Origin of the sequence: Prevotella sp. 20925_1_30, from assembly GCF_041433025.1 — a bacterium.
Lineage (GTDB): Bacteria > Bacteroidota > Bacteroidia > Bacteroidales > Bacteroidaceae > Prevotella > Prevotella vespertina.
In genome coordinates this window covers 176,073-195,940 of record NZ_JAPWAR010000002.1, presented here as the reverse complement: position 1 = coordinate 195,940, position 19,868 = coordinate 176,073, and the positions used below count along the sequence as shown (strand labels likewise).

Annotated in this window: 17 protein-coding genes; 5 read left to right on the top strand and 12 right to left on the bottom strand. The window is 42.3% G+C overall.

What is annotated here, in order from left to right; all coding sequences use genetic code 11:
- Window positions 1-128: 128 nt before the first annotated feature.
- Window positions 129-2,630, bottom strand: a complete 2,502-nt coding sequence (locus tag O3603_RS01870; protein ID WP_371519987.1) for a YfhO family protein — start codon at window positions 2,628-2,630, stop codon at window positions 129-131.
- 108 nt (window positions 2,631-2,738) lie between these two features.
- On the opposite strand from O3603_RS01870, the gene O3603_RS01865 reads away from it, so the two are divergent.
- From O3603_RS01865 to O3603_RS01855, 3 genes are all read left to right on the top strand, one after another.
- Entirely contained in the window at window positions 2,739-3,437 is a 699-nt protein-coding gene (locus O3603_RS01865; protein WP_371519984.1) for a 5'-methylthioadenosine/adenosylhomocysteine nucleosidase, read from the top strand.
- A gap of 51 nt (window positions 3,438-3,488) precedes the next feature.
- Entirely contained in the window at window positions 3,489-3,974 is a 486-nt protein-coding gene (locus O3603_RS01860; protein WP_004383851.1) for an S-ribosylhomocysteine lyase, read from the top strand.
- 120 nt (window positions 3,975-4,094) lie between these two features.
- Entirely contained in the window at window positions 4,095-5,447 is a 1,353-nt protein-coding gene (locus O3603_RS01855) for an MATE family efflux transporter (protein WP_371519981.1), read from the top strand.
- A gap of 249 nt (window positions 5,448-5,696) precedes the next feature.
- On the opposite strand, the gene O3603_RS01850 is transcribed toward O3603_RS01855, so the two are convergent.
- From O3603_RS01850 to typA, 3 genes are all read right to left on the bottom strand, one after another.
- Window positions 5,697-6,380 carry a porin family protein gene (locus O3603_RS01850; protein ID WP_371519978.1) on the bottom strand — a complete coding sequence of 228 codons (684 nt, stop codon included), beginning with the start codon at window positions 6,378-6,380 and terminating at the stop codon, window positions 5,697-5,699.
- Window positions 6,381-6,485: 105 nt separating this feature from the next.
- Window positions 6,486-7,700: a DUF1810 family protein gene (locus O3603_RS01845; RefSeq protein WP_371519975.1), complete on the bottom strand. Its 1,215-nt coding sequence runs from the start codon at window positions 7,698-7,700 to the stop codon at window positions 6,486-6,488.
- Window positions 7,701-8,468: 768 nt separating this feature from the next.
- Window positions 8,469-10,271 carry a translational GTPase TypA gene (typA, locus tag O3603_RS01840; RefSeq protein ID WP_009434312.1) on the bottom strand — a complete coding sequence of 601 codons (1,803 nt, stop codon included), beginning with the start codon at window positions 10,269-10,271 and terminating at the stop codon, window positions 8,469-8,471.
- Window positions 10,272-10,473: 202 nt separating this feature from the next.
- Here typA and rpsO point away from each other — a divergent pair, with 202 nt between their 5' ends.
- Window positions 10,474-10,749 (top strand): 30S ribosomal protein S15, encoded by a 276-nt coding sequence (rpsO, locus tag O3603_RS01835; RefSeq protein ID WP_311453962.1) that lies wholly within the window; start codon window positions 10,474-10,476, stop codon window positions 10,747-10,749.
- Between the two features lie 75 nt (window positions 10,750-10,824).
- On the opposite strand, the gene O3603_RS01830 is transcribed toward rpsO, so the two are convergent.
- The 7 genes from O3603_RS01830 to O3603_RS01800 form a co-directional block, all read right to left on the bottom strand.
- Window positions 10,825-13,260: a C10 family peptidase gene (locus O3603_RS01830; RefSeq protein WP_371519972.1), complete on the bottom strand. Its 2,436-nt coding sequence runs from the start codon at window positions 13,258-13,260 to the stop codon at window positions 10,825-10,827.
- A gap of 112 nt (window positions 13,261-13,372) precedes the next feature.
- Window positions 13,373-13,783: a 2-amino-4-hydroxy-6-hydroxymethyldihydropteridine diphosphokinase gene (gene folK / locus O3603_RS01825; protein ID WP_004383840.1), complete on the bottom strand. Its 411-nt coding sequence runs from the start codon at window positions 13,781-13,783 to the stop codon at window positions 13,373-13,375.
- A gap of 1 nt (window position 13,784) precedes the next feature.
- Complete coding sequence (locus O3603_RS01820) at window positions 13,785-14,969, bottom strand: S-adenosylmethionine:tRNA ribosyltransferase-isomerase (RefSeq protein WP_009434313.1); 1,185 nt, start codon at window positions 14,967-14,969, stop codon at window positions 13,785-13,787.
- 20 nt (window positions 14,970-14,989) lie between these two features.
- The gene (gene truB, locus O3603_RS01815) at window positions 14,990-15,688 is read right to left on the bottom strand and encodes a tRNA pseudouridine(55) synthase TruB (protein ID WP_371519969.1); all 699 of its coding nucleotides are present in this window, start codon (window positions 15,686-15,688) and stop codon (window positions 14,990-14,992) included.
- A 26-nt stretch (window positions 15,689-15,714) separates the two neighbouring features.
- Window positions 15,715-16,575 (bottom strand): undecaprenyl-diphosphate phosphatase, encoded by an 861-nt coding sequence (locus tag O3603_RS01810; protein WP_371519966.1) that lies wholly within the window; start codon window positions 16,573-16,575, stop codon window positions 15,715-15,717.
- Window positions 16,575-16,817 carry a DUF3098 domain-containing protein gene (locus tag O3603_RS01805; RefSeq protein WP_004383836.1) on the bottom strand — a complete coding sequence of 81 codons (243 nt, stop codon included), beginning with the start codon at window positions 16,815-16,817 and terminating at the stop codon, window positions 16,575-16,577. The genes O3603_RS01810 and O3603_RS01805 overlap by 1 nt, the downstream gene beginning before the upstream one ends.
- A 37-nt stretch (window positions 16,818-16,854) precedes the next feature.
- Window positions 16,855-17,733: an ABC transporter permease gene (locus O3603_RS01800; protein ID WP_273541556.1), complete on the bottom strand. Its 879-nt coding sequence runs from the start codon at window positions 17,731-17,733 to the stop codon at window positions 16,855-16,857.
- Between the two features lie 184 nt (window positions 17,734-17,917).
- Here O3603_RS01800 and O3603_RS01795 point away from each other — a divergent pair, with 184 nt between their 5' ends.
- A complete protein-coding gene (locus tag O3603_RS01795) occupies window positions 17,918-18,700 on the top strand; it encodes a radical SAM protein (RefSeq protein ID WP_371519963.1) in 783 nt (260 codons plus the stop codon).
- Between the two features lie 634 nt (window positions 18,701-19,334).
- Here O3603_RS01795 and O3603_RS01790 read toward each other — a convergent pair.
- Complete coding sequence (locus O3603_RS01790) at window positions 19,335-19,799, bottom strand: HU family DNA-binding protein (protein ID WP_371519961.1); 465 nt, start codon at window positions 19,797-19,799, stop codon at window positions 19,335-19,337.
- Window positions 19,800-19,868 lie beyond the last annotated feature (69 nt).

Below are 19,868 nucleotides of genomic sequence, written 5' to 3'. Positions count from 1 at the left end.
TTGTGATGACTTCCCCTTGTCTCCACACTTCAATTCTCGCAATGACCGCAAGTTCAGAAATGATTGGGGGTATCTCGCATTCTACGCCCCTCCCTATGGGGGAGGGGACGGGGGAGGGACTTCTTCTTCTACTTCTTCTTCCTCCACTCCATATACCCTGCTCCCGCAATCGCCAAGAGCAAGATAACAATCGCAATGTAAGCAATGGTCTCAGTCGTAGAGATACTTGTTGGGTGGAAGTCGAGGACTACGGTATGCTTACCCGGCTTCACGCTCACAGCACGGAGGATATAGTTAACACGTCCCAACTCTGCAGGCTGACCGTCGATAGTGGCTGTCCAACCCGGATAGTAAACTTCAGAGAAGACTACAACACCACCATTCTTAGAGTTGACGGTATATTGCAGGTTGTTAGGCTCATACTTATCGAGCTTCACGATTGCAGTAGAGTCGTTCGCCTTCGCCTGACCTAAAGCCGCCTCAAACTTCTTATCGGCTACCGCCTCATGGCGCACGTCAATCTTACCCACCTCGGCATACTCTGCGTTGGCGTCGTCGACATAGGTGAGCTTGTTAACAAACCAGCCGTTGCCCTGTGCATATGGGTTCTGTATTGGTGCCGTTGTGCCACCCTGCAGTGGAAGAATAAAGTACTTTGTGTTCAGCATATTCAATACAGGGAAGGTCTTCACACCATCAACCGCCTGCATATTACCACCTGCAGCAGCAATCGCCTGCATCGTCTTCTGCATCTCTGGAGCGATGTAAGCATCAATCATCTCTTGATAACGACGGAGCTTAGCAGGGTGATAACCACCGATACTCTTATGGAAGTAAGAAGTCTCGTTCTCGTTAAAGGTGTTCGAAGCGAGGTTCAACACACGATAGTCAAGGCTCTTATCCTTCATAATGGCAAGATCTGTGGAAGTGGCTTGATGAGGCATATCACGCTCACTCTTAGGTACAAACATCTCATCATTTAGGTATCGTTTGTCCACTTGCCACATATCAACAAGACAAAGTACCGCCATGCAGATAACCATATACTCGGCACGTAACTTCTTCATCTTGTAGAGGAACAAGAGGGCGAAACCTATCAAGATCACTATGACCGAACGCCATGCGTCAGCACTCACCATTGCCTCACGCATCGTTGCGATGTTGGATAGAATCGTGTTAGCAGTATTGCCATCCATACCTTGAATACTGGTTATCATCTGACGCTCTTGGTCACTGATGAAGGGTTCCATCATACCAGGGAACAGGGCAATCAATAGCGCAACGCCTGCTGTAAGGGCTAAACTGATATAGACGAACTTCATCTGTTTGGTAAGTACTTCAGGCTCATCAACTATCTTCTTCAAGGCAAGCGCAGCCAAAAGAGGTATCGTAAACTCGGCTATTACAAGGATACTAGCCACTGTTCGGAACTTAGCATACATCGGTATGTAATCGAGGAAGAAGTTCGTAAAGCCCATGAAGTTATGTCCCCATGCGAGAAGAACCGACAGAACAGTAGCCGCCAGTAGTGCCCATTTCATAGAGCCACGCACAATGAACAATCCTAAGATGAAGAGGAACAACACGAAAGCACCCACGTAAACAGGTCCGCTAGTGCCTGGCTGCGTACCAAAGTATTGCGGTATTGCATCATAGAGTTGCGGTATCATCGATTGTATCTGTGGGTCGGCTTTTGCCATAGCAGTGGCGTTCTTGCTCAACGGGACAGTAGCCCCACCCTTCGCATCAGGCACTAAGAGCGTTAGTGTCTCATCAATGCCATAACTCCATTGTGTTATGTAGTCACGGTCTAAACCAGAGCTTGTTTGATTGGCGGCATCCTTCTTTACCAACTCACTCTTGCCTCGCATGCTTTCCTTCTGATACTGCCATGTGTGATAGAGGCTCGATAGATTGATTGCAATACCAATCACTGCGGCAGCTGCTACCACACCAGTCGACTTCATAAAGCCTGTTAGCTGCTTCTCACGCACAGCCTTTACAAGGTAAGCTATCACCATGAAGAGGATGACAAACAGGTAGTAATACGTCATTTGCACGTGGTTCGCCTTTATCTCAAATGCCGTGAAGAGTGCCGTAACAATGAATCCCGACAGGTATCTACCACGATAGGCTAAGACGATACCAGCAATCATTGGCGGTAGATAGGCTAATGCCATTACCTTCCACAAGTGACCTGCTGCGATGATAATTAGGAAGTAGGACGAGAACGCCCACATGATACTTCCGAGTGCAGCTAACGTCTGTCTGAAGTCGAAGGCACGCAACAGAATATAGAAACCTAACAGGTAGGCGAAGAGGAACCATACGTTATCTGGCAACCAGAGATGGTATGCGTTCATCACTTGTAACAGTCCATCGGTCGACTGATAAGATGGTGACATCTGATAAGTAGGCATACCTCCGAAGATAGAATTAGTCCATCTCGTTGTCTCACCCGTACGATTTTGATACTCCGTAAGCTCTTGCGCCGAGCCAACACCCGCTGAAGCATCGTGCTGAAAGAGTATCTTTCCCTGTGTAACGGGCACAAGGAAGTAAGCGAAAGAGATAATCGCAAATACCAATACCACCACTACATCAGGTAGGAATTTCTTATAAGTTCTCATATTTCTAGCGTTTTGTTTCTTCTAAAGTATGCGTATTAATGCGTGCAAAGTTACAAAAAACAAAGTACTTACAACATCCAACTTCTAACTTTTTCGTACCTTTGCAGTATGAAAATAGGAATCATCGTTGCGATGGACAAGGAGTTCACGCAACTCAAGTCAATTCTCTCAGACACGCAAACAGAGCGTTATCATCATAAAGACTTCGTAACCGGAACGCTAGAGGATAAGGAGATTATCCTGCAACAATGTGGTATTGGTAAGGTTAACTCGGCTATTGGTGCTGTGGAGATGATTAATCACTACAACCCCGACTTAGTAATATCAAGTGGTTGTGCAGGCGGTGCCGACACCTCTTTGGAGGTAACTGATGTGGTGGTAGCAAGCGAGTGTACTTACCATGACGCATATTGTGGTGACGAGGTACAATATGGTCAGATTATTGGTATGCCAGCCCGTTTTAAGGCACCAACAGAGCTCATTGAGAAGGCTCTCTCACTAAACACACGTAACGATTGTAAGGATATTCATGTCAAAGCAGGGCTCACTGTTAGTGGCGAATGGTTCGTTAACTCACGGGAGAAGATGCAACAGATCCTTGATAAGTTCCCATCGGCAACAGCTGTCGATATGGAGAGTTGCTCCATTGCACAGGTCTGCCACATCTACAAGAAACCCTTTATATCCTTCCGTGTCATCAGTGATATTCCATTGAAGGATAACAAGGCTAGCCAGTATTTCGACTTCTGGAACAGGATAGCTAACGGTAGCTTCGAGGTGACGAAGCACTTTATTAATATCATATAAAAGGAGTGAGAGCCTCGTTACACAGTAATATAACAACAAAAGAAAGCAACTATGAACAAGATTCCATCATTCACTATTGACCACGAGCGATTGCTACGTGGCATTTACGTAAGCCGTAAAGACGAGGTTGGCAACGAGGTTGTTACCACCTTCGACATACGTATGAAGGAGCCAAACCGTGAGCCTGTGCTGCACGTGGGGGCTATCCATACTATTGAGCATTTAGCTGCTACCTATCTTCGCAACGACCCGGAATGGAAAGACCGAGTTGTATATTGGGGACCAATGGGCTGCTTGACGGGTAATTACCTTATCCTTCAAGGCGACTTGGAGTCGAAGGATATTGTAGAACTCATGCGTCGCACCTTCCAATTCGTCGCTGATTACGAGGGCGAGATACCTGGTGCTGCACCACGCGACTGCGGTAACTATCTACTACATGACCTCCCCATGGCTAAGTGGGAATCACGTAAATTCCTCACAGAGGTGCTGGATAACATCACAGAAGCTAATCTTCTGTATCCGGAGAAAGAGTAGACAAGTGGACGAGTAGACGGGTTGACAAGTTGACAAGTTGCTTGCAATGATAGCGACACGACCTATTAACTCGTCAACTCGTCTACCCGTTAACTCGTCAACCACTAACACAACCACACCATGCCACAATCAATTCATACAGAAAGTATGACCCAAGGCGCACCATCTCGCGCCATCATCAAGTTTGCCATACCCCTTATTCTCGGCTACCTATTGCAGCAGATGTATCTAATCATCGATGCCGCCATCGTCGGGCGATGGATAGGAGTGAACGCATTAGCGGCTGTTGGAGCCTCAAGCAGCATTATGTTCCTTATCATGGGGTTCTGTAATGGTTCGTGCGCAGGCTTCGCCATCCCTATAGCACAGGCTTTCGGAGCGGGCGATTATCACAAGATGCGATGCTACGTAAGCAATTCCATCCGTATTGCCGTTGTATTGGCAATCGTCATCACATTGCTTTCTTGCATTTTTTGTGGTAAGATTCTTCACCTCGTCAACACGCCAGAGGATGTGTTCCATGACGCTTACGTCTTCCTCTTCCTACAGTTCTGTACGATTCCATTTACCATTGCTTACAACTTACTATCGGGTCAGATACGTGCACTGGGGAACTCGAAGCAACCTTTCTACTTCTTAATTGCATCGTCATTCCTCAACATCTTGCTTGATATCGTGCTTATTCTCTTATTGAGAATGGGCGTAGAAGGAGCAGGTATCGCCACTTTCTTGAGTCAAGCTGTTGCTTCCGTTCTGTGTTGGTGGTATATTAAAAAGAAGCTAACGATCCTTGTTCCCAAGGGCGAGGAACGCTCTTTCGATAACAAGAAGATTAGTATTCTACTAAACAATGGCATACCAATGGGACTGCAATTCTCCATCACTTCCATTGGTATCATCATGCTTCAGAGTGCGAACAACGCCCTTGGTACGATTTATGTAGCATCGTTTACGGCGGCAATACGCATTAAATATCTCTTTACCTGTGTGCTGGAAAATATCGGTGTAGCCATGGCAACCTATTGTGGACAGAACATTGGAGCTAAGAGAATAGACCGAGTAAAGACGGGAGTGCGCGATTCTATGTGGATTATGATGGCTTATTTCGTATTGACAGTGGCGATTATCTATCCTTTTGCAGACGAGATGATGATGCTCTTTGTCAATAGTGGTGAGCAAGAGGTCATCGCTAATGCAGCCCAACTCATGCGTATTGCCAACTGGTTCTATCCGTCATTAGGTGTGCTGGTCATCCTCCGTTATAGCATTCAGGGGCTCGGATATAGCAATTTGAGTATGATGAGTGGTGTCATGGAGATGATTGCCCGTTGTGGTGTTAGCCTCTGGTTAGTACCAACCTTCGCATGGTTAGGCGTCTGTTATGCCGACCCTGTCGCATGGCTAATGGCTGATTTATTCCTTATCCCAGCCTACTTCTGGCTTCTACATAGACTGAAACAACGGGGGAAGTAAGCTGTCTTTGAAACCATTCCCAACATCCCCAAAGGGAGGAAGAACGAATGGGTGCAAGGAAAGAGAGCCTCTTCTCCATTTAAGGAAGGCGTTTCTTTGACATGAAGAAACGCCTTCTTCGCATTGAAGAGGGCGTTCCTTCAAAACAAGCAAGACTTTCCCAGCAAACTTCCATTAGGCAACATCCCCTCCTTCAGAGGGACTTGGGGAGGCTTTCCGTTAGACTGGGAGAAGGTAATAGGACTGTTCTTACAAATCAAACTTATAACCTACAGATACCTCAAAGACCTTATTGCGGGCTGTTAGTCCATATTTATAAGCATTGAGTACACCCACATTATAACGGGCATCTAACACCACATTCTCATACTCATAACTGATACCAACGGGGATTGAAAGGGTGAAATTGCGTAGTCCTTTCTTAGTATCTATGTCTATCACACCCTCTTGTACATTCGTTCTATGCCCATCTGCATCAAGGTCATAACTAAGCATTCCAGCATGATACTTACCATAGATTAAGAAAGAAGGAGCGACACCTACGTTGATTGAAAGTCCTGGCGCAATGTAAGAATGAGCCACAAGAGGAACCGAGATATAGTCCGTTCGAGCGTAATGATCGTGCCATATCATACCATTATCATCAACGTCCTTGTACTTACAACCAGCTTGGACGTAACTTAGACCGATAGATAATCCAACTATATCAGACGCCTGATACAGCACATCAACACCACCAGTAAAACCTGGGCGAGCCTGTGGCTTCAGCTCTTGAGATTGATTATCACCAACCTCTATGCCGCCTGATTGATGAGTTAGAGAGGCTATCGACACGCCAACATGAGGTATCACAGACCATGTTCCAACCTTACTCTGCGCAAAAGAAGCCAACGAGATGGCACTCAAGAAAGCTAATGTAATTATCCGTTTCATTGGGTTTTGAATTTTATTAAGTTAAAGATTACATCATAGAAAACGATATTATTCGCTATTTATTATACTCTCCCTACTTGCTCATCAGACTTAAATCCTCTTATCCTATAAACCTAATTTATTCAAGGTTAGGCTATCTCGCTCCCCACCATAGAACGTTTTCAGTACTTCTTCAAAGATATCATTAGGACAAACTACGTCAAATAGCGTCATAGAAGATTTGAGTTTGACGGCATCAATGCTACTCCCCATTATCCTTTTCACCTCCATATTGCCATGCAACAGGACTGCCTTAGTGATTGTGCGTAAGCGTTCGTTCAATAATGGATGAGCCAGATAAGTGCGTGCTTCATCGGTATCAGCCAACCCATAATACTGTGAATACGCACTGTGACCAAAGCCTTTTAGCTGTGGGAAAATAAACCATATCCAATGCGTCTGCTTGTGTCCTTGCTGCATTTCTGCCAATGCTTGGCGATAAGTATTACTCGTATTCTGTGCCTCTATGAAACGTTCAATGTTAAAAGGATCAGCCTCTCGACAGCCCAACAAGTCTTCAAAATCATTAAGAACGCCACGCAATTCGGGTGTCAGAAGGGCATAGCAATAACTTGAAAGCTTCTTTGGAATCACGTAAAAGGCTTGGGCTATACCACCAGCCATTGCTGCTATCGTATCAGAATCGCCTCCTATAGATACCGCCGAACGCATCACATCTTCAAAGTTAGCACCTTCAAGGAATGCTAAAAGAGCCTGTGGGACAGTATTCTGACAGGACATATCATAGGAATAAGTAGGTCGGATATCATCCAATTGCCGACTTAAATCATAATGAAATTGCTCCTCTACATAGCTCTTAATCTCTTCTTTCGTTGCTCCATGACGTGCAAGATAAATGGAGGAAGCAATTGCTTGTGCTCCTTTTATGCCTTCGGGATGATTGTGTGTCACCTCTGCTGATATCTTCGCAAGACCTAATGCTTCCTGTAAACTATGCGCATAGAACGCAACGGGGCTTACCCTCATAGCAGAGCCATTCCCATAGCTATTATAAGGTTGAGGCTCTGGATTATACAACCAACGCATAAAACTACCAGCATAACCAGCCGTTGGATAATGTCTGCCAAGCTCTTGCATGTATCGAACCAGTGTTTCTTTGCGGTGCTCCTTATCGTCACACAGCCATCGAGCCACAGCCAACGTCATCACCGTATCATCTGTGAATTTACTCCTCGGAGTAAACAAATGGAACTCTTTCCGCTTCGTATTATTAAACTCATAGGCTGACCCTATGATGTCCCCAACTATTGCTCCTAACATAGACTAACCTTTTATTATTTGAATCTCATACTGCCCTACTCTCGAAATAACTAACTAGTACCATTGGAGAGAGCCTTGAACTCGGTTACAAAAATAAGCATAATCTGTTAATAAAGCAAGTAAGCTAAGGTTTTAGGCAATACTTTATTCATCGTAAAGACCAGTGCTAACTCCTTGCATATAAACAATGGAATAGAGGCGTAATAGACGTTTCTTGAAGAATTAAAGAGATTGTAAGAAGCCTCTATCTTCAAGGACTTTATTTATTTAGAAGTATTGACTAAGGTTCAAGGAAGTAGTACTATACGAATCGAGGATTAGGTGTTAGCGCTTGTTAGAGTACCTGTTTGCATTTCATTTCTCCTATACTCTCTTTTAATTACCTACTAGACTTGCGTCTTTTACATGTATGTGTTTTCTTTGTTTCATCACGATGAGACACTAGTTTCATCATGATGAGACACAAGTTTCATCGTGATGAGACACTGATTTCATCATGATGAGACAAAGATTTCTTACGAGAGTTTTAAATGCAAGGTATAGAAGAAAAAGACGCAAGATATAGGAGAGAAAGATGTAAGGTATAGGAGAAGGAGATGCAAGATATAAGAGGAAAGGGGATACCAAATGCTGCAAAGGTGATAAACAAAAGGGTTTCGAGAGGTTTAGGGGTATCTGTTTACCAAACGTCCATTACATCGGACAATACAAAAAGAGGCGGCTACCCCACTGGATAGTCGCCCCCTCGTCTTATGATTGAAATAAGATTTAATCCTTGTTCTCGCGCTTACGCTCCAAATGATCAAGCGTTATCTTACGCATACGAATATTCTTTGGCGTTACCTCAACATACTCGTTACCTTTGATATACTCAAGACATTCCTCAAGACTCATCTCTGTCTTTGGTATAACACGAGCCTTCTCATCAGAACCAGAAGCACGGACGTTAGTCAACTGCTTTGCCTTTGTAACGTTGATAACGAGGTCATTATCATGAACGTGCTCGCCTACTACCTGTCCACCATATACTTCCTCACCTGCATCAATGAAGAACTTACCACGATCCTGGAGCTTATCAATAGCATAAGCGTAGGCTGTTCCATTCTCAAGAGCAATCATTGAACCATTGGTACGGCGTACTATCTCTCCCTTGAAAGGCTGATAATTCTTAAAACGATGCGCCATAATAGCCTCACCCTGACTAGCAGTAAGGACGTTAGTACGTAAGCCGATGATACCACGTGATGGGATTTCAAAGGTGATGTTAACACGATCTCCCTCTGCATCCATACCTAACAAGTCACCTTTACGACGTGTTACCATATCAATCATCTTACTTGAGAAGTCTGTTGGTACGTTGATTGTCAATTCCTCAATAGGCTCACATTTCTGTCCATCAATCTCCTTGTAGATAACTTGTGGCTGTCCAACCTGAAGCTCGTAGCCCTCACGACGCATTGTCTCAACGAGAACTGACAGGTGAAGAACACCACGACCACTGACAATCCACTTATCCATTGAACCCTCCATAGGGCGAACACGCAATGCAAGGTTCTTCTCCAACTCTTTGTTCAAACGGTCACTAATGTGGCGAGAAGTGCAGAACTTACCTTCTTTACCAAAGAAAGGAGAGTCATTAATGGTGAAGAGCATACTCATAGTAGGCTCATCTACCGCAATAGGTGGTAATGGTTCAGGGTTCTCAAAATCTGCGATTGTATCACCAATCTCGAACTTCTCCAAACCAATTACAGCACAGATATCACCAGAATCGACATGATCTGTCTTCTTATGTCCCATACCTTCGAAAGTATGAAGCTCCTTTATCTTCGTGCGTTCTTGTGTTCCATCACGATGACAGATTGTGATGTTCTGACCATCCTTCAATGTACCACGATGTACACGACCGACTGCAATACGACCAGTATAGCTTGAGTAATCCAAAGAAGTAATCAACATCTGTGGTGTACCCTCAAGCTGCTTAGGAGCAGGAATTGCTTCGAGAATAAGATCTAGCAAATATTCAATATTATCAGTTGGTTTCTTCCAGTCTTCACTCATCCAACCATTCTTGGCAGAACCATAGACAACTGGGAAGTTCAACTGCTCCTCTGTAGCATTCAGGTCACACATAAGATCGAACACCATCTCATATACCTCCTCTGGACGACAATTAGGTTTGTCCACCTTATTAATAACAACAACAGGTTTCAAGCCTAATTGCAAAGCCTTTTGCAACACAAAGCGAGTTTGTGGCATAGGACCTTCAAAAGCATCTACGAGCAATAGGCAACCATCTGCCATGTTCAATACACGCTCTACCTCACCACCAAAATCAGAGTGACCAGGGGTGTCAAGAATATTAATCTTTACTCCTTTCCAATTGATACTTACATTCTTACTCAGAATCGTTATCCCTCGTTCACGCTCCAAGTCATTAGAGTCGAGAACTTCTCCACTGTTGTCTTGTCCATCACGGAAAAGCTTACCAGCGAGCATCATCTTGTCAACCAAGGTCGTTTTACCATGGTCAACGTGCGCAATAACTGCGATGTTACGAATATCTTGCATGTATTTACCTTAAAAACTTACGCTGAATTACGGTGCAAAAGTACTAATAAAAAATGGAAAACGCTTGTCGTTCAGAGAAAAAGTTGTATCTTTGCACCGCGTTTTCGGATATTCCGATGCATTTGATGTTGTGGTCTGTTGTGATTAAGGCAGGCTAGCAATAGAAGAATGTAATTGCACAATTAATTAATCAAACAAAACTATGTATTTAGAAAAAGCAAAGAAAGAAGAGATTTTCGCACAGTTTGGTAAGGCTCAGAAGAGTTCAGATACAGGTTCTGCAGAGAGCCAGATTGCACTTTTCTCTTATCGAATCAAGCACTTGACAGAACACGTAAAGAAGAATCGTAAGGACTATGTTACTACTCGTTCACTAACTCATCTTGTTGGTAAACGTCGTGCTTTACTCAACTATCTTTATGATCGTGACATTGAGCGCTATCGTGCTATCGTAAAGGCTTTAGGTCTCCGTAAGTAAGACTTACAGCTAAGTAAAATATAAAAGGTAAGAAAGTCAAAGCTATTTAAGCTTTCCTTTCTTACCTTTTTTCTGTTATCTTGTCTTTATCACTTTCTTACCATCTATAATATAGATGCCTACAGGGAGCTCTTCCCAAGTCTTTGATAAACGAATACCTTGCAAAGTAAATATATTCTTTACAGACTCCTTGTAATCCTTAAGCAAGCCAATGCCTGTAGGTTTAAACTCATCTACCATATTAAATACATTGCGTAACGTATTAGGATTCCAAATGTCTTCTCGTTTCCCATCCCTTTCAACCTCTATGTGTATCTCGTATGAATGATTAGGCTCTAATTGAGAAGAAGCAAAGGTGATACGTGTTTGGGCTGCATTGTTGTCTGCATCACAAGGGAGATAAACATAACGTACTGTTCCCAATTCAATCCACTTGTTACTTGTCAAATCGAGTAGACGATAATGAATTGGACCACGATAGCCATTCTTAATCTGATAACCAGATACTTTAGAATGTACTTGCAGACTTATTTCTTTTATTTTATTCAGCTGGAAGGTACTATAATTAGCGTATTCACCATCCGCATAATAATCAATAAAAGTAAACAGAATATTTCCATTGTCCGGCTTAGGCAATACTTCAATCTTGAAAGGTTCTTTCATCTTAATAGGTACATTGACGTCCGTACCATTTCTATTAACCTTTATCGATAGCGTTACGTCATATTTACCTTTGGGCAATTTTCCAACCTTACCCGGGCTATAATAAAGCGTAAGCATTTTGATGATAAAGGTTGATCGACCAAGTCGTTGTGCAACAACGTTAGGCGTAAGTAGATAGCCATTAAAGACCTCTTTAGTCTCTTGATTAGTGAGTGTCATCACCAAGTCGCCACGTACTTCCTCTCTACCTGGATTGTACATCGTAAAACTAAAGGCCGCATTTCCAGCATCTTCATAGAAAGGGGAGAGTACACTTGGGCTTTTCTCAATCACAACAACATCCTTAGGGTTATTTGTATTGATGTGAACAGCATCTGCAGTGAGTCTTACTTCTATTTCATTGGCGTGAGTGATAGGTTTCCAGTCACCGTGTTCCTTTGTTTTGGTATCGAGCATCTCAGAGAATACTGGTACTAAACGGTAGTTTCCGTCAGCAATACCCTTAAAGTTAATATCAGCAACATCAAAGGACATGGAAGTAAAGATAGATGCCCAAGTCTGGTCGCTTGCAGTTGAGTTGAAGATTTTTACTTTTTTGTTCTTGTCATTATAGAGGGCAAGTGCAACCTTGCCAGTGAATACACCAAGTTCACCTTTCACCGAACTATACGAGCCTAACTTCTCAATCTTTGCACTAAAACTTTCAGAACGGCTTGCCTCTGTCTTGTCAATAGTGAGCGATGTGGTGGTTCTTGCATCTAATCCGCGCTCTATATCCTTAAAAGGTGTAGCCTTACCGTCATTAGGATGGGCAAAGACAACTGAGATGTCGTCCCAGAATGTTCCACTATTGAGGGCAAAGCCTGAAACATTAAGGGTAACTATGTTGATGTCGAAGTATCCGTCGTTTTCACCTCCCCAGCCCCAGTTGGTATGAATGAGCCCCTGTTCATCATATCCATCATAAACAAAGGCATGAGGTCCACCTACTACCAAGACAGGGTATCCGTCTGAGATTTCTTGCATCACCTCATTGAGGAAGTCATTGGCAGGAAGGAAGTTTTTGTCAAGATAACGTACCGTATAGTCGAACTTGTCGCGAAGTGCATTGCAAGCATATTGTAAGTTTGAGTCACTACCTCTATAATAGTATCTCATATTGACAGCCTTACCGATGTCAGACATCAATACGCCAACGGCTTGTCGAGAATGTTCCGTTCCCATCTCATTAGTCGTGTTCTTCATCTCATCCCACCAATAAGTAGCACTCTTCTTAGCATCATCACCTGTCGATGCTATATAATCTTGTGGTCGATTCTTAGGCCATTTATTGTAGAACATCACCTGTGCTGTGGCTGTTGCAACACAACCAGTAGGTGTATGCTGTCCATTACTTAGTGGGGTGTACTTATTGAAAGGGTCATACTGGCTCCACTTACAAGTAAGCAAGGGTTCTACTTTTCGTTTGATAGGACGCTGTGGAGTAGTAGTTGCAGCTTTAGAACGCACCTCTTTTACAACACGTTCATATTCCTTTAAGAACAGTTTGAAGTATGGAGGCTGGTCGTTGGGGTTTTCTGTCATCTTATCTCCATAACCCACGAGCTCGTTGAGTTTACTTTCTCCAGAGATAATAACGAATTTCTTGTCGTTTGGATTAGTAAAAATGTAATAAGCTGGTTGCTCATTAGCTTGTGACGAGCGAGTCTTAGGAGAATTGCCTGAGAGTATTGGTTTATTGATATATTTTGAGGCAATACTCAAAGCCTGTGCTTTGGTGATAGGATCTGCGTTAGCTAATAAAATATTTGCACACACAGTTAACATCAGTAAGATTGTTCTTTTCATTTGTTTATATTATTAGTCAAGTATATTGGTTTGTTATATTTATATCAAGATTCTTGCGTTTGAGAGTTCTCAAAACAAATAGATTTAGTTTATATTGTTGCATGTAGACGATTCAGTCATCCCATATTTCCTTTAAAGGTAACATCACAAAATCGCGTTCTTCCATCAAAGGATGAGGGATAACAAGGTTTGGTTCGTTGATATTTAGGTTGTCATAAAGTAGAATATCAATATCTATGATACGGTCTGTATATTGTGCATTGATTGACTTCTTCACTCTTCCCATCTCTATTTCTATGGCTTGTGTCGCCTCTAATAGCTGTCGGGGGGCAAGAGAAGTAGACACACATACACAAGCATTGAGGAAGAGATTAGGACTTTCAAATCCCCAAGGCTCTGTCTCGTGAAAAGAAGATTGGCGCAATACTGTGCCAATCTTTTCTCCTATTCGTGTTATAGCCTCGTGCATAATAGCCTTTCTGTTTCCAAGGTTTGTACCGAGGGATAAATAAACTATATGCATACTAATCGTTGAGAATCAACAATGAATCACCAAAGCAACCAAACATATAACCATTCTTCACTGCTTTGTCATAAGCCTCCATTATAAGGTCATAACCTCCAAAAGCTGCTGTTTCCATCAATAGAGTTGAATAAGGTTGATAGAAGTTAACCAACATAGAATCTGCGAAACCGAAGTTATAAGGGGGGAAGATGAACTCATTAGTCCAACCATCATATTCCTTCAACATACCATCAGTACCAACAGCTGTCTCTGTCGCCTTTACAACACTCGCACCAACAGCACATAAATGATGTCCTGCTTTCTTTGCATTGTTAGCAATCTCACAAGCCTCAGCATTGATGTGCATCTCTTCAGAATCCATCTTATGTTTAGTCAAATCCTCCACCTCTATATCATGGAAGTTACCCAAACCACAATGCAAAGTGATAAACGATTTCTTTATTCCACGAATCTCCATCATCTTCATCATGTGCTCAGAGAAATGAATATTAGTACCTGGCGCAGATACTGCTCCCTCATTCTTTGCAAAGACAGACTGGAAATTCTCCATATCTTCTTTCGTTGCATGAGCAAATTCTTCTCCTTCTTCCTTTGGACGATTATCAATGATGTAACGTGGTAATGGTGCTTCACCTAAAGCGAATAACTCTCGTTTAAACTCCTCGTGAGGACAATCATATAGGAAACGAAGTGTACGACCACGTGAGGTAGTATTGTCAATTACTTCTGCGACCATTGTTCCTGATTCATCAAAGAAGAGTTTATTACCAATACGAATCTTACGGGCAGGCTCAACCAACACATCCCATAGACGCATCTCTTGATTAAGTTCTCTAAGCAAGAACACCTCTATCTTTGCATCTGTCTTCTCCTTAGTACCATACAAACGAGCAGGGAACACCTTTGTATCATTGAATATAAAGGCATCACCCTCTTCAAAGTAATCGAATACATCTTTGAAGCGGATATAATCATCCTCTGTAGGATCTCCATTCACTTCACCCTTGAACATATCAATCTTACCAGACTTACGATGTACAACCATTAACCGGCTTTCATCTCGGCGAGTGATTGTGAAAGTCTGCGTACTACCATCAGAACGTGTCAATACACGTTTAGAAGAATGAGGATATAAAGCAACCTGCTCTTTAGGTAAATTGAATTTGAATTGTGAAAGCTTCATATTAATATTTTGGGAGAGTTTTATTTATCTATTATTTGTTGTTGGAGCCATGTCTCAAACTGGTCATAATTAACACAATCTTCGACTTTTACGTCACCAACTCTTGTACGTCGCAATGCCGTAAGATAGGCTCCGCTATGCATTGCTCGTCCTAGATCGCGTGCCAACGCACGAATGTAAGTACCCTTACCACATCCAACCCGAATTGTCAATTGCATCTTAGCTGTATCAAAGTTCAAGACTTCTATCTCATCTATATGGATATTTTTAGCCTTCAATACAACCTCTTTTCCACTACGACGATAGTCAAAAGCGCGTTTCCCATCGACCTTCACAGCACTATAGGTTGGAGGGATCTGTTCTATATCACCCACGAATTGTGGCAAAGTTTTATCTATCAATTCACGTGTGATATGCTCTACAGGAAAATTCTCGTTCACCTCATGTTCCATATCATAACTAGGAGTTGTAGCTCCCAATTGTAATGTAGCAACATATTCCTTCGTGTGCGCCTGCAATGTTTCTATTTGCTTTGTCATCTTCCCCGTAGCGAGAATTAGTACACCCGTTGCCAAGGGATCTAACGTTCCTGCATGACCAATCTTCACTTTTCCATCATTAGCTTGTGTACAGAGATAACGTACATGTGCCAAAGCTTTGAAACTCGTTATGCCGTAGGGTTTATCAATCGGGATGATTACTCCTTCTTTGAAGTTCATAAGGATCGCTATATAATAAAGGTGGATTAATCAACCATGTTCAATGACATGCCAGAGAGCAACATCACGATAATGATAATACCAATAATGATTCTATACCAGCCAAAGACTTTAAAGCCATACTTAGTAAGGAAGCTGACAAACCACTTCATGGCTAACAATGCGACTACAAAGGACACAACACAGCCAACAGCGAGCATTATCAAATCATGAGTATTCACCCATGTAGCATCTTCTTTCAGTATATCTAGAAGATCTAGCAGTGTAGCACCAGCCATTGTTGGTACTGCCAAGAAGAAAGAGTATTCTGCTGCATGCTTACGTGTGAGTCCGTTCGCCATACCTCCAACAATCGTTGCCATAGAACGGCTCGTTCCTGGAATCACGGATAAACACTGCCACAAACCAATATTAAAGGCACGTTTTTCGTTCAACTTATTTTCTTCTCTACCTTTATTGAATATCTTGTCGCAGAAAAGCATGAAGATTCCACCAACAACCAACATAATTGCTACCGCCCAAATAGAATCAAGCAACCAGTCGAGTAAACCACTCTTCTTTGCAGCTAAACCTATCACTACAGCTGGCAAAACTCCAACAAAGAGCAACCAGTAGAATCTTAATGGATGAATAAAACGCAAAAACGGATTCTCTACATCAGCTGGAACAGGTGTACGGTCAATGTGGAAGAAGCGTTTCCAATACAGACATACAACAGAAAGGATTGCACCAAACTGAATGATGAATGTAAAGGCATGTACAAAGGGACTACCTTGTGAAACGCCCAAGAGATGTTGAGTGATAATCATGTGACCTGTAGAAGAAACAGGAAGAAACTCTGTTAATCCTTCCACAATGGAGATAATGATAGTTTGTATAAGTGTCATTATACCTCCTTATCATTTGTATCTTTCGGCTTATAGATAATTGCGCCGATGATAGAAATAAATCCGATGAAAGTCACTACTGGTGCCACCTTGATGTGACGTGCACTGAAAATACTTGGATCAAATGCAGTTTCTGTTGAACTACCGCCACTCAAAAGAATGAATCCAATGATAACAATAGCAAGTCCAATTGCCAACATGATAAAGTTGACCTTACCAAAGGCTAAATTTCTTTTATCCATATTTATTTGAGGAATTATGAGGAGTGAAAGGAGGTGATTATATCTTGTACAAGTCACCAGCCTTCATTCGCAGGAACTTATTTACCGATAACCATGAGCAGAATGTGGCTATTAACACGCCAAAAGCCACCATCACAACTGCTGTAATGAGTAAGGCTTCTAACGATAAAACCTTTGTAATATCAGGTTCATAATCATATAAGAAGCACATCCCAATACCCAAAGCAACAATTGCCATTAATGCTGAAACCAATCCTTCCAGCACCGCTCTACGAAGAAAGGGAGCACGAATAAAGCTCCAAGAAGCGCCAACCAGTTTCATTGTATGAATGGAGAAACGACGTGCGTAAATACTCAATCTGATTGTATTATTAATCAAGGAGAACGAAACAATCGTCAATAGAACTGCAATAACCAACAAAACAAGACTAATCTTTGCCAAAGTGTTGTTCACACTCTCTACCAGGTTTTGAGGATAAGTAATATCACTCACACCCCGATAAGTGCGTAATTCCTGTGCTATCGTCTTAATAGAATCATTGTTCGCATAGTTCGCTTTCAATTGCAACTCTATCTCACCCGTAAATGGATTCTCACCAGCAAACTCCGCAGGATTAGCCCCCAATTCACGAGTTCCCTCTTTCAAGGCTTCTTCCTTACTGACAAAATTCAAACTATTGATATAATGTAACGAGCGTACACGCTGACAAAGTGCGGCACTCTCTTCCGTACTCATATCAGGTTGAAGAATCATCGTAATGGTCAGATTCTCCTTTACGTATGAACTAAGGTTACGACTGGTGAAGCCTGTCAGTACAACCATACCGATGAGCATCAGCACCATCGCCGTGCTAATACATAGCGTAATAACCTGCAAACTATGACGGTTGCGGGCTTTATTTCTTTTTTTTTCCATTTCTGAAAAGGGTATAATTCACCGAAATTGCTGCAAAGATACAGCAAAATAAAAGAACAGCAAAAGAAATTATAGTTTATTTAGACTTCTCTTTTTATTTATCTTTATGCCTCTTAACGATACCATTTATTTATCTTATCTTTGCATCCGCACCCCCTTTTCAAACATTAAAACAAAAAGTATAATGAGTACGATTATTTATCCTTCACCTATCTTTGGACCCGTACATAGCCGTCGTTTGGGCGTTTCTCTTGGTATTAATCTTATGCCTGCCGATGGTAAAATATGCACCTTCGATTGCATTTATTGCGAATGTGGATTTAACAAGGATCATCGAACGAAGACGCCCCACCCTGCCCGTGAACTTGTTGCTACGGCATTGGAGAACAAACTCAAAGAGATGATTAAGGATAACATCCATCCTGACGTACTAACTTTCGCTGGTAACGGAGAGCCAACTTCGCATCCTCATTTCGCTGAGATTATTGATGACACCATCCGTCTACGTGATAAGTATTGCCCCAAAGCAAAGATTTCTGTCCTCAGTAATTCTACATTCATCCATCGCCCAAAGATTCATGAAGCATTATCAAAGGTGGACAACAACATTTTGAAGCTAGACACGATTGACATGGAATATATAAACAAGGTGGATCGACCGACACAACCATCTTACGATGTGAATCGTATCATTGCAGACATCAAGGCTTTTAACGGACAGGCTATCATTCAAACAATGTTTCTAAAAGGAACGACTGACGAAGGGTTGGATGTTGACAATACTTCTGATTCTTTCGTTACTCCATGGCTCAAGGTTGTGAAAGAGATTGCTCCACGTGAGGTAATGATTTACACCATTGATCGAGAAACCCCTGACCAGCATCTTCTCAAGGCTTCTCCCGAAGAACTAAATACCATTCGTGACAAAGTAATTGCCCTGGGCATTCCTTGCACTGCATCCTACTAAACGAGACATTGTTACAACTAAAAAGACAGGGTAAACAAGAATCAGAATAATAAGGACAAAGTAACATAAAAACATAAGGCTCCAGTAACAAACTTTATCACAGAACTCTCCGATTTTACAGAATCCAGAGCCCACTGTCTCGTAAACCTATTACTTAAAGCCTTATGTTCTTTGTTACTACGCCTTTAAAACTATACCATTGCAAAGTATGTCCTTGTGTCATTCCGTCTAAACCTCATGTTACCATAGCCCTATGTTCCTCTATTACTATCTCTCCAAAAACTATGTCATTGAAAAACTATGTCCTCTGTCTAAACCCTATGTTACTACCCCCTTGTGTTCGTATGTTACTATGTCTTCAAAACCTATGTACCTCTGTCTTATACAAAAGCCTCACCCCGTTAGGTTGGGGTGAGGCTGTGTACCACGGAAGCGAGAGAACCAAATTAATACACTAGTTTTGAAAGACATTAATTTCACAATTAATATAATCGAGTTGTCTTATTACAGAACGTTTGAGACCCTGAATCAATCTTAAATGCTCCCGTGGTACACATATCCTAACTAGCCTCCGTAGGCACATTCCCTCCTGCGGAGGGGCTTGGGGAGGCTTTTTTAGGGGCGGCTTTCTTTCCTACCCTGCTACTGGTCCATTCTCTTCTTTATTCTCCTTTTCTTTCGGCTTGGGGGCGGGGGTGAGGCTTTCCTTCCACTCCTCCCAGTGAATAGAGTCAGACACTAACGAGCGAGTAGCAACCTTATTGCTCTGCGTGCGCGAAGTCTCGGGAATAAAGCGGACACGGACATTCTTAATCTGCTTCGCTGTCACTTCTTCAGGTTTTGCAATACCCTTGTCGGCATTGATGGTGTAGTAAAACGTACCAACACCTTCCAACTTCACCGTGCGACCTTCCGCCATAAAGGATGCCATGACTTCGCCTAAGTCTTTCAGCACGGCATACGTGTCACCACGACTCACGGTTGAAATCAGTGCCAAGCGGTCAGCCACTTGGTCGGTTGTTACGGGTTTTCCAACAACGACTACCTGTGGATACCACAGACCTGTAATTTTCTTTTTTACTTTCTTGAAAAAAGCCATAGTCTTAAACTTTTAAAGATTAATAAATAGATTTATTGTAAATGACATGTAAATTATTTTCAAGTAACA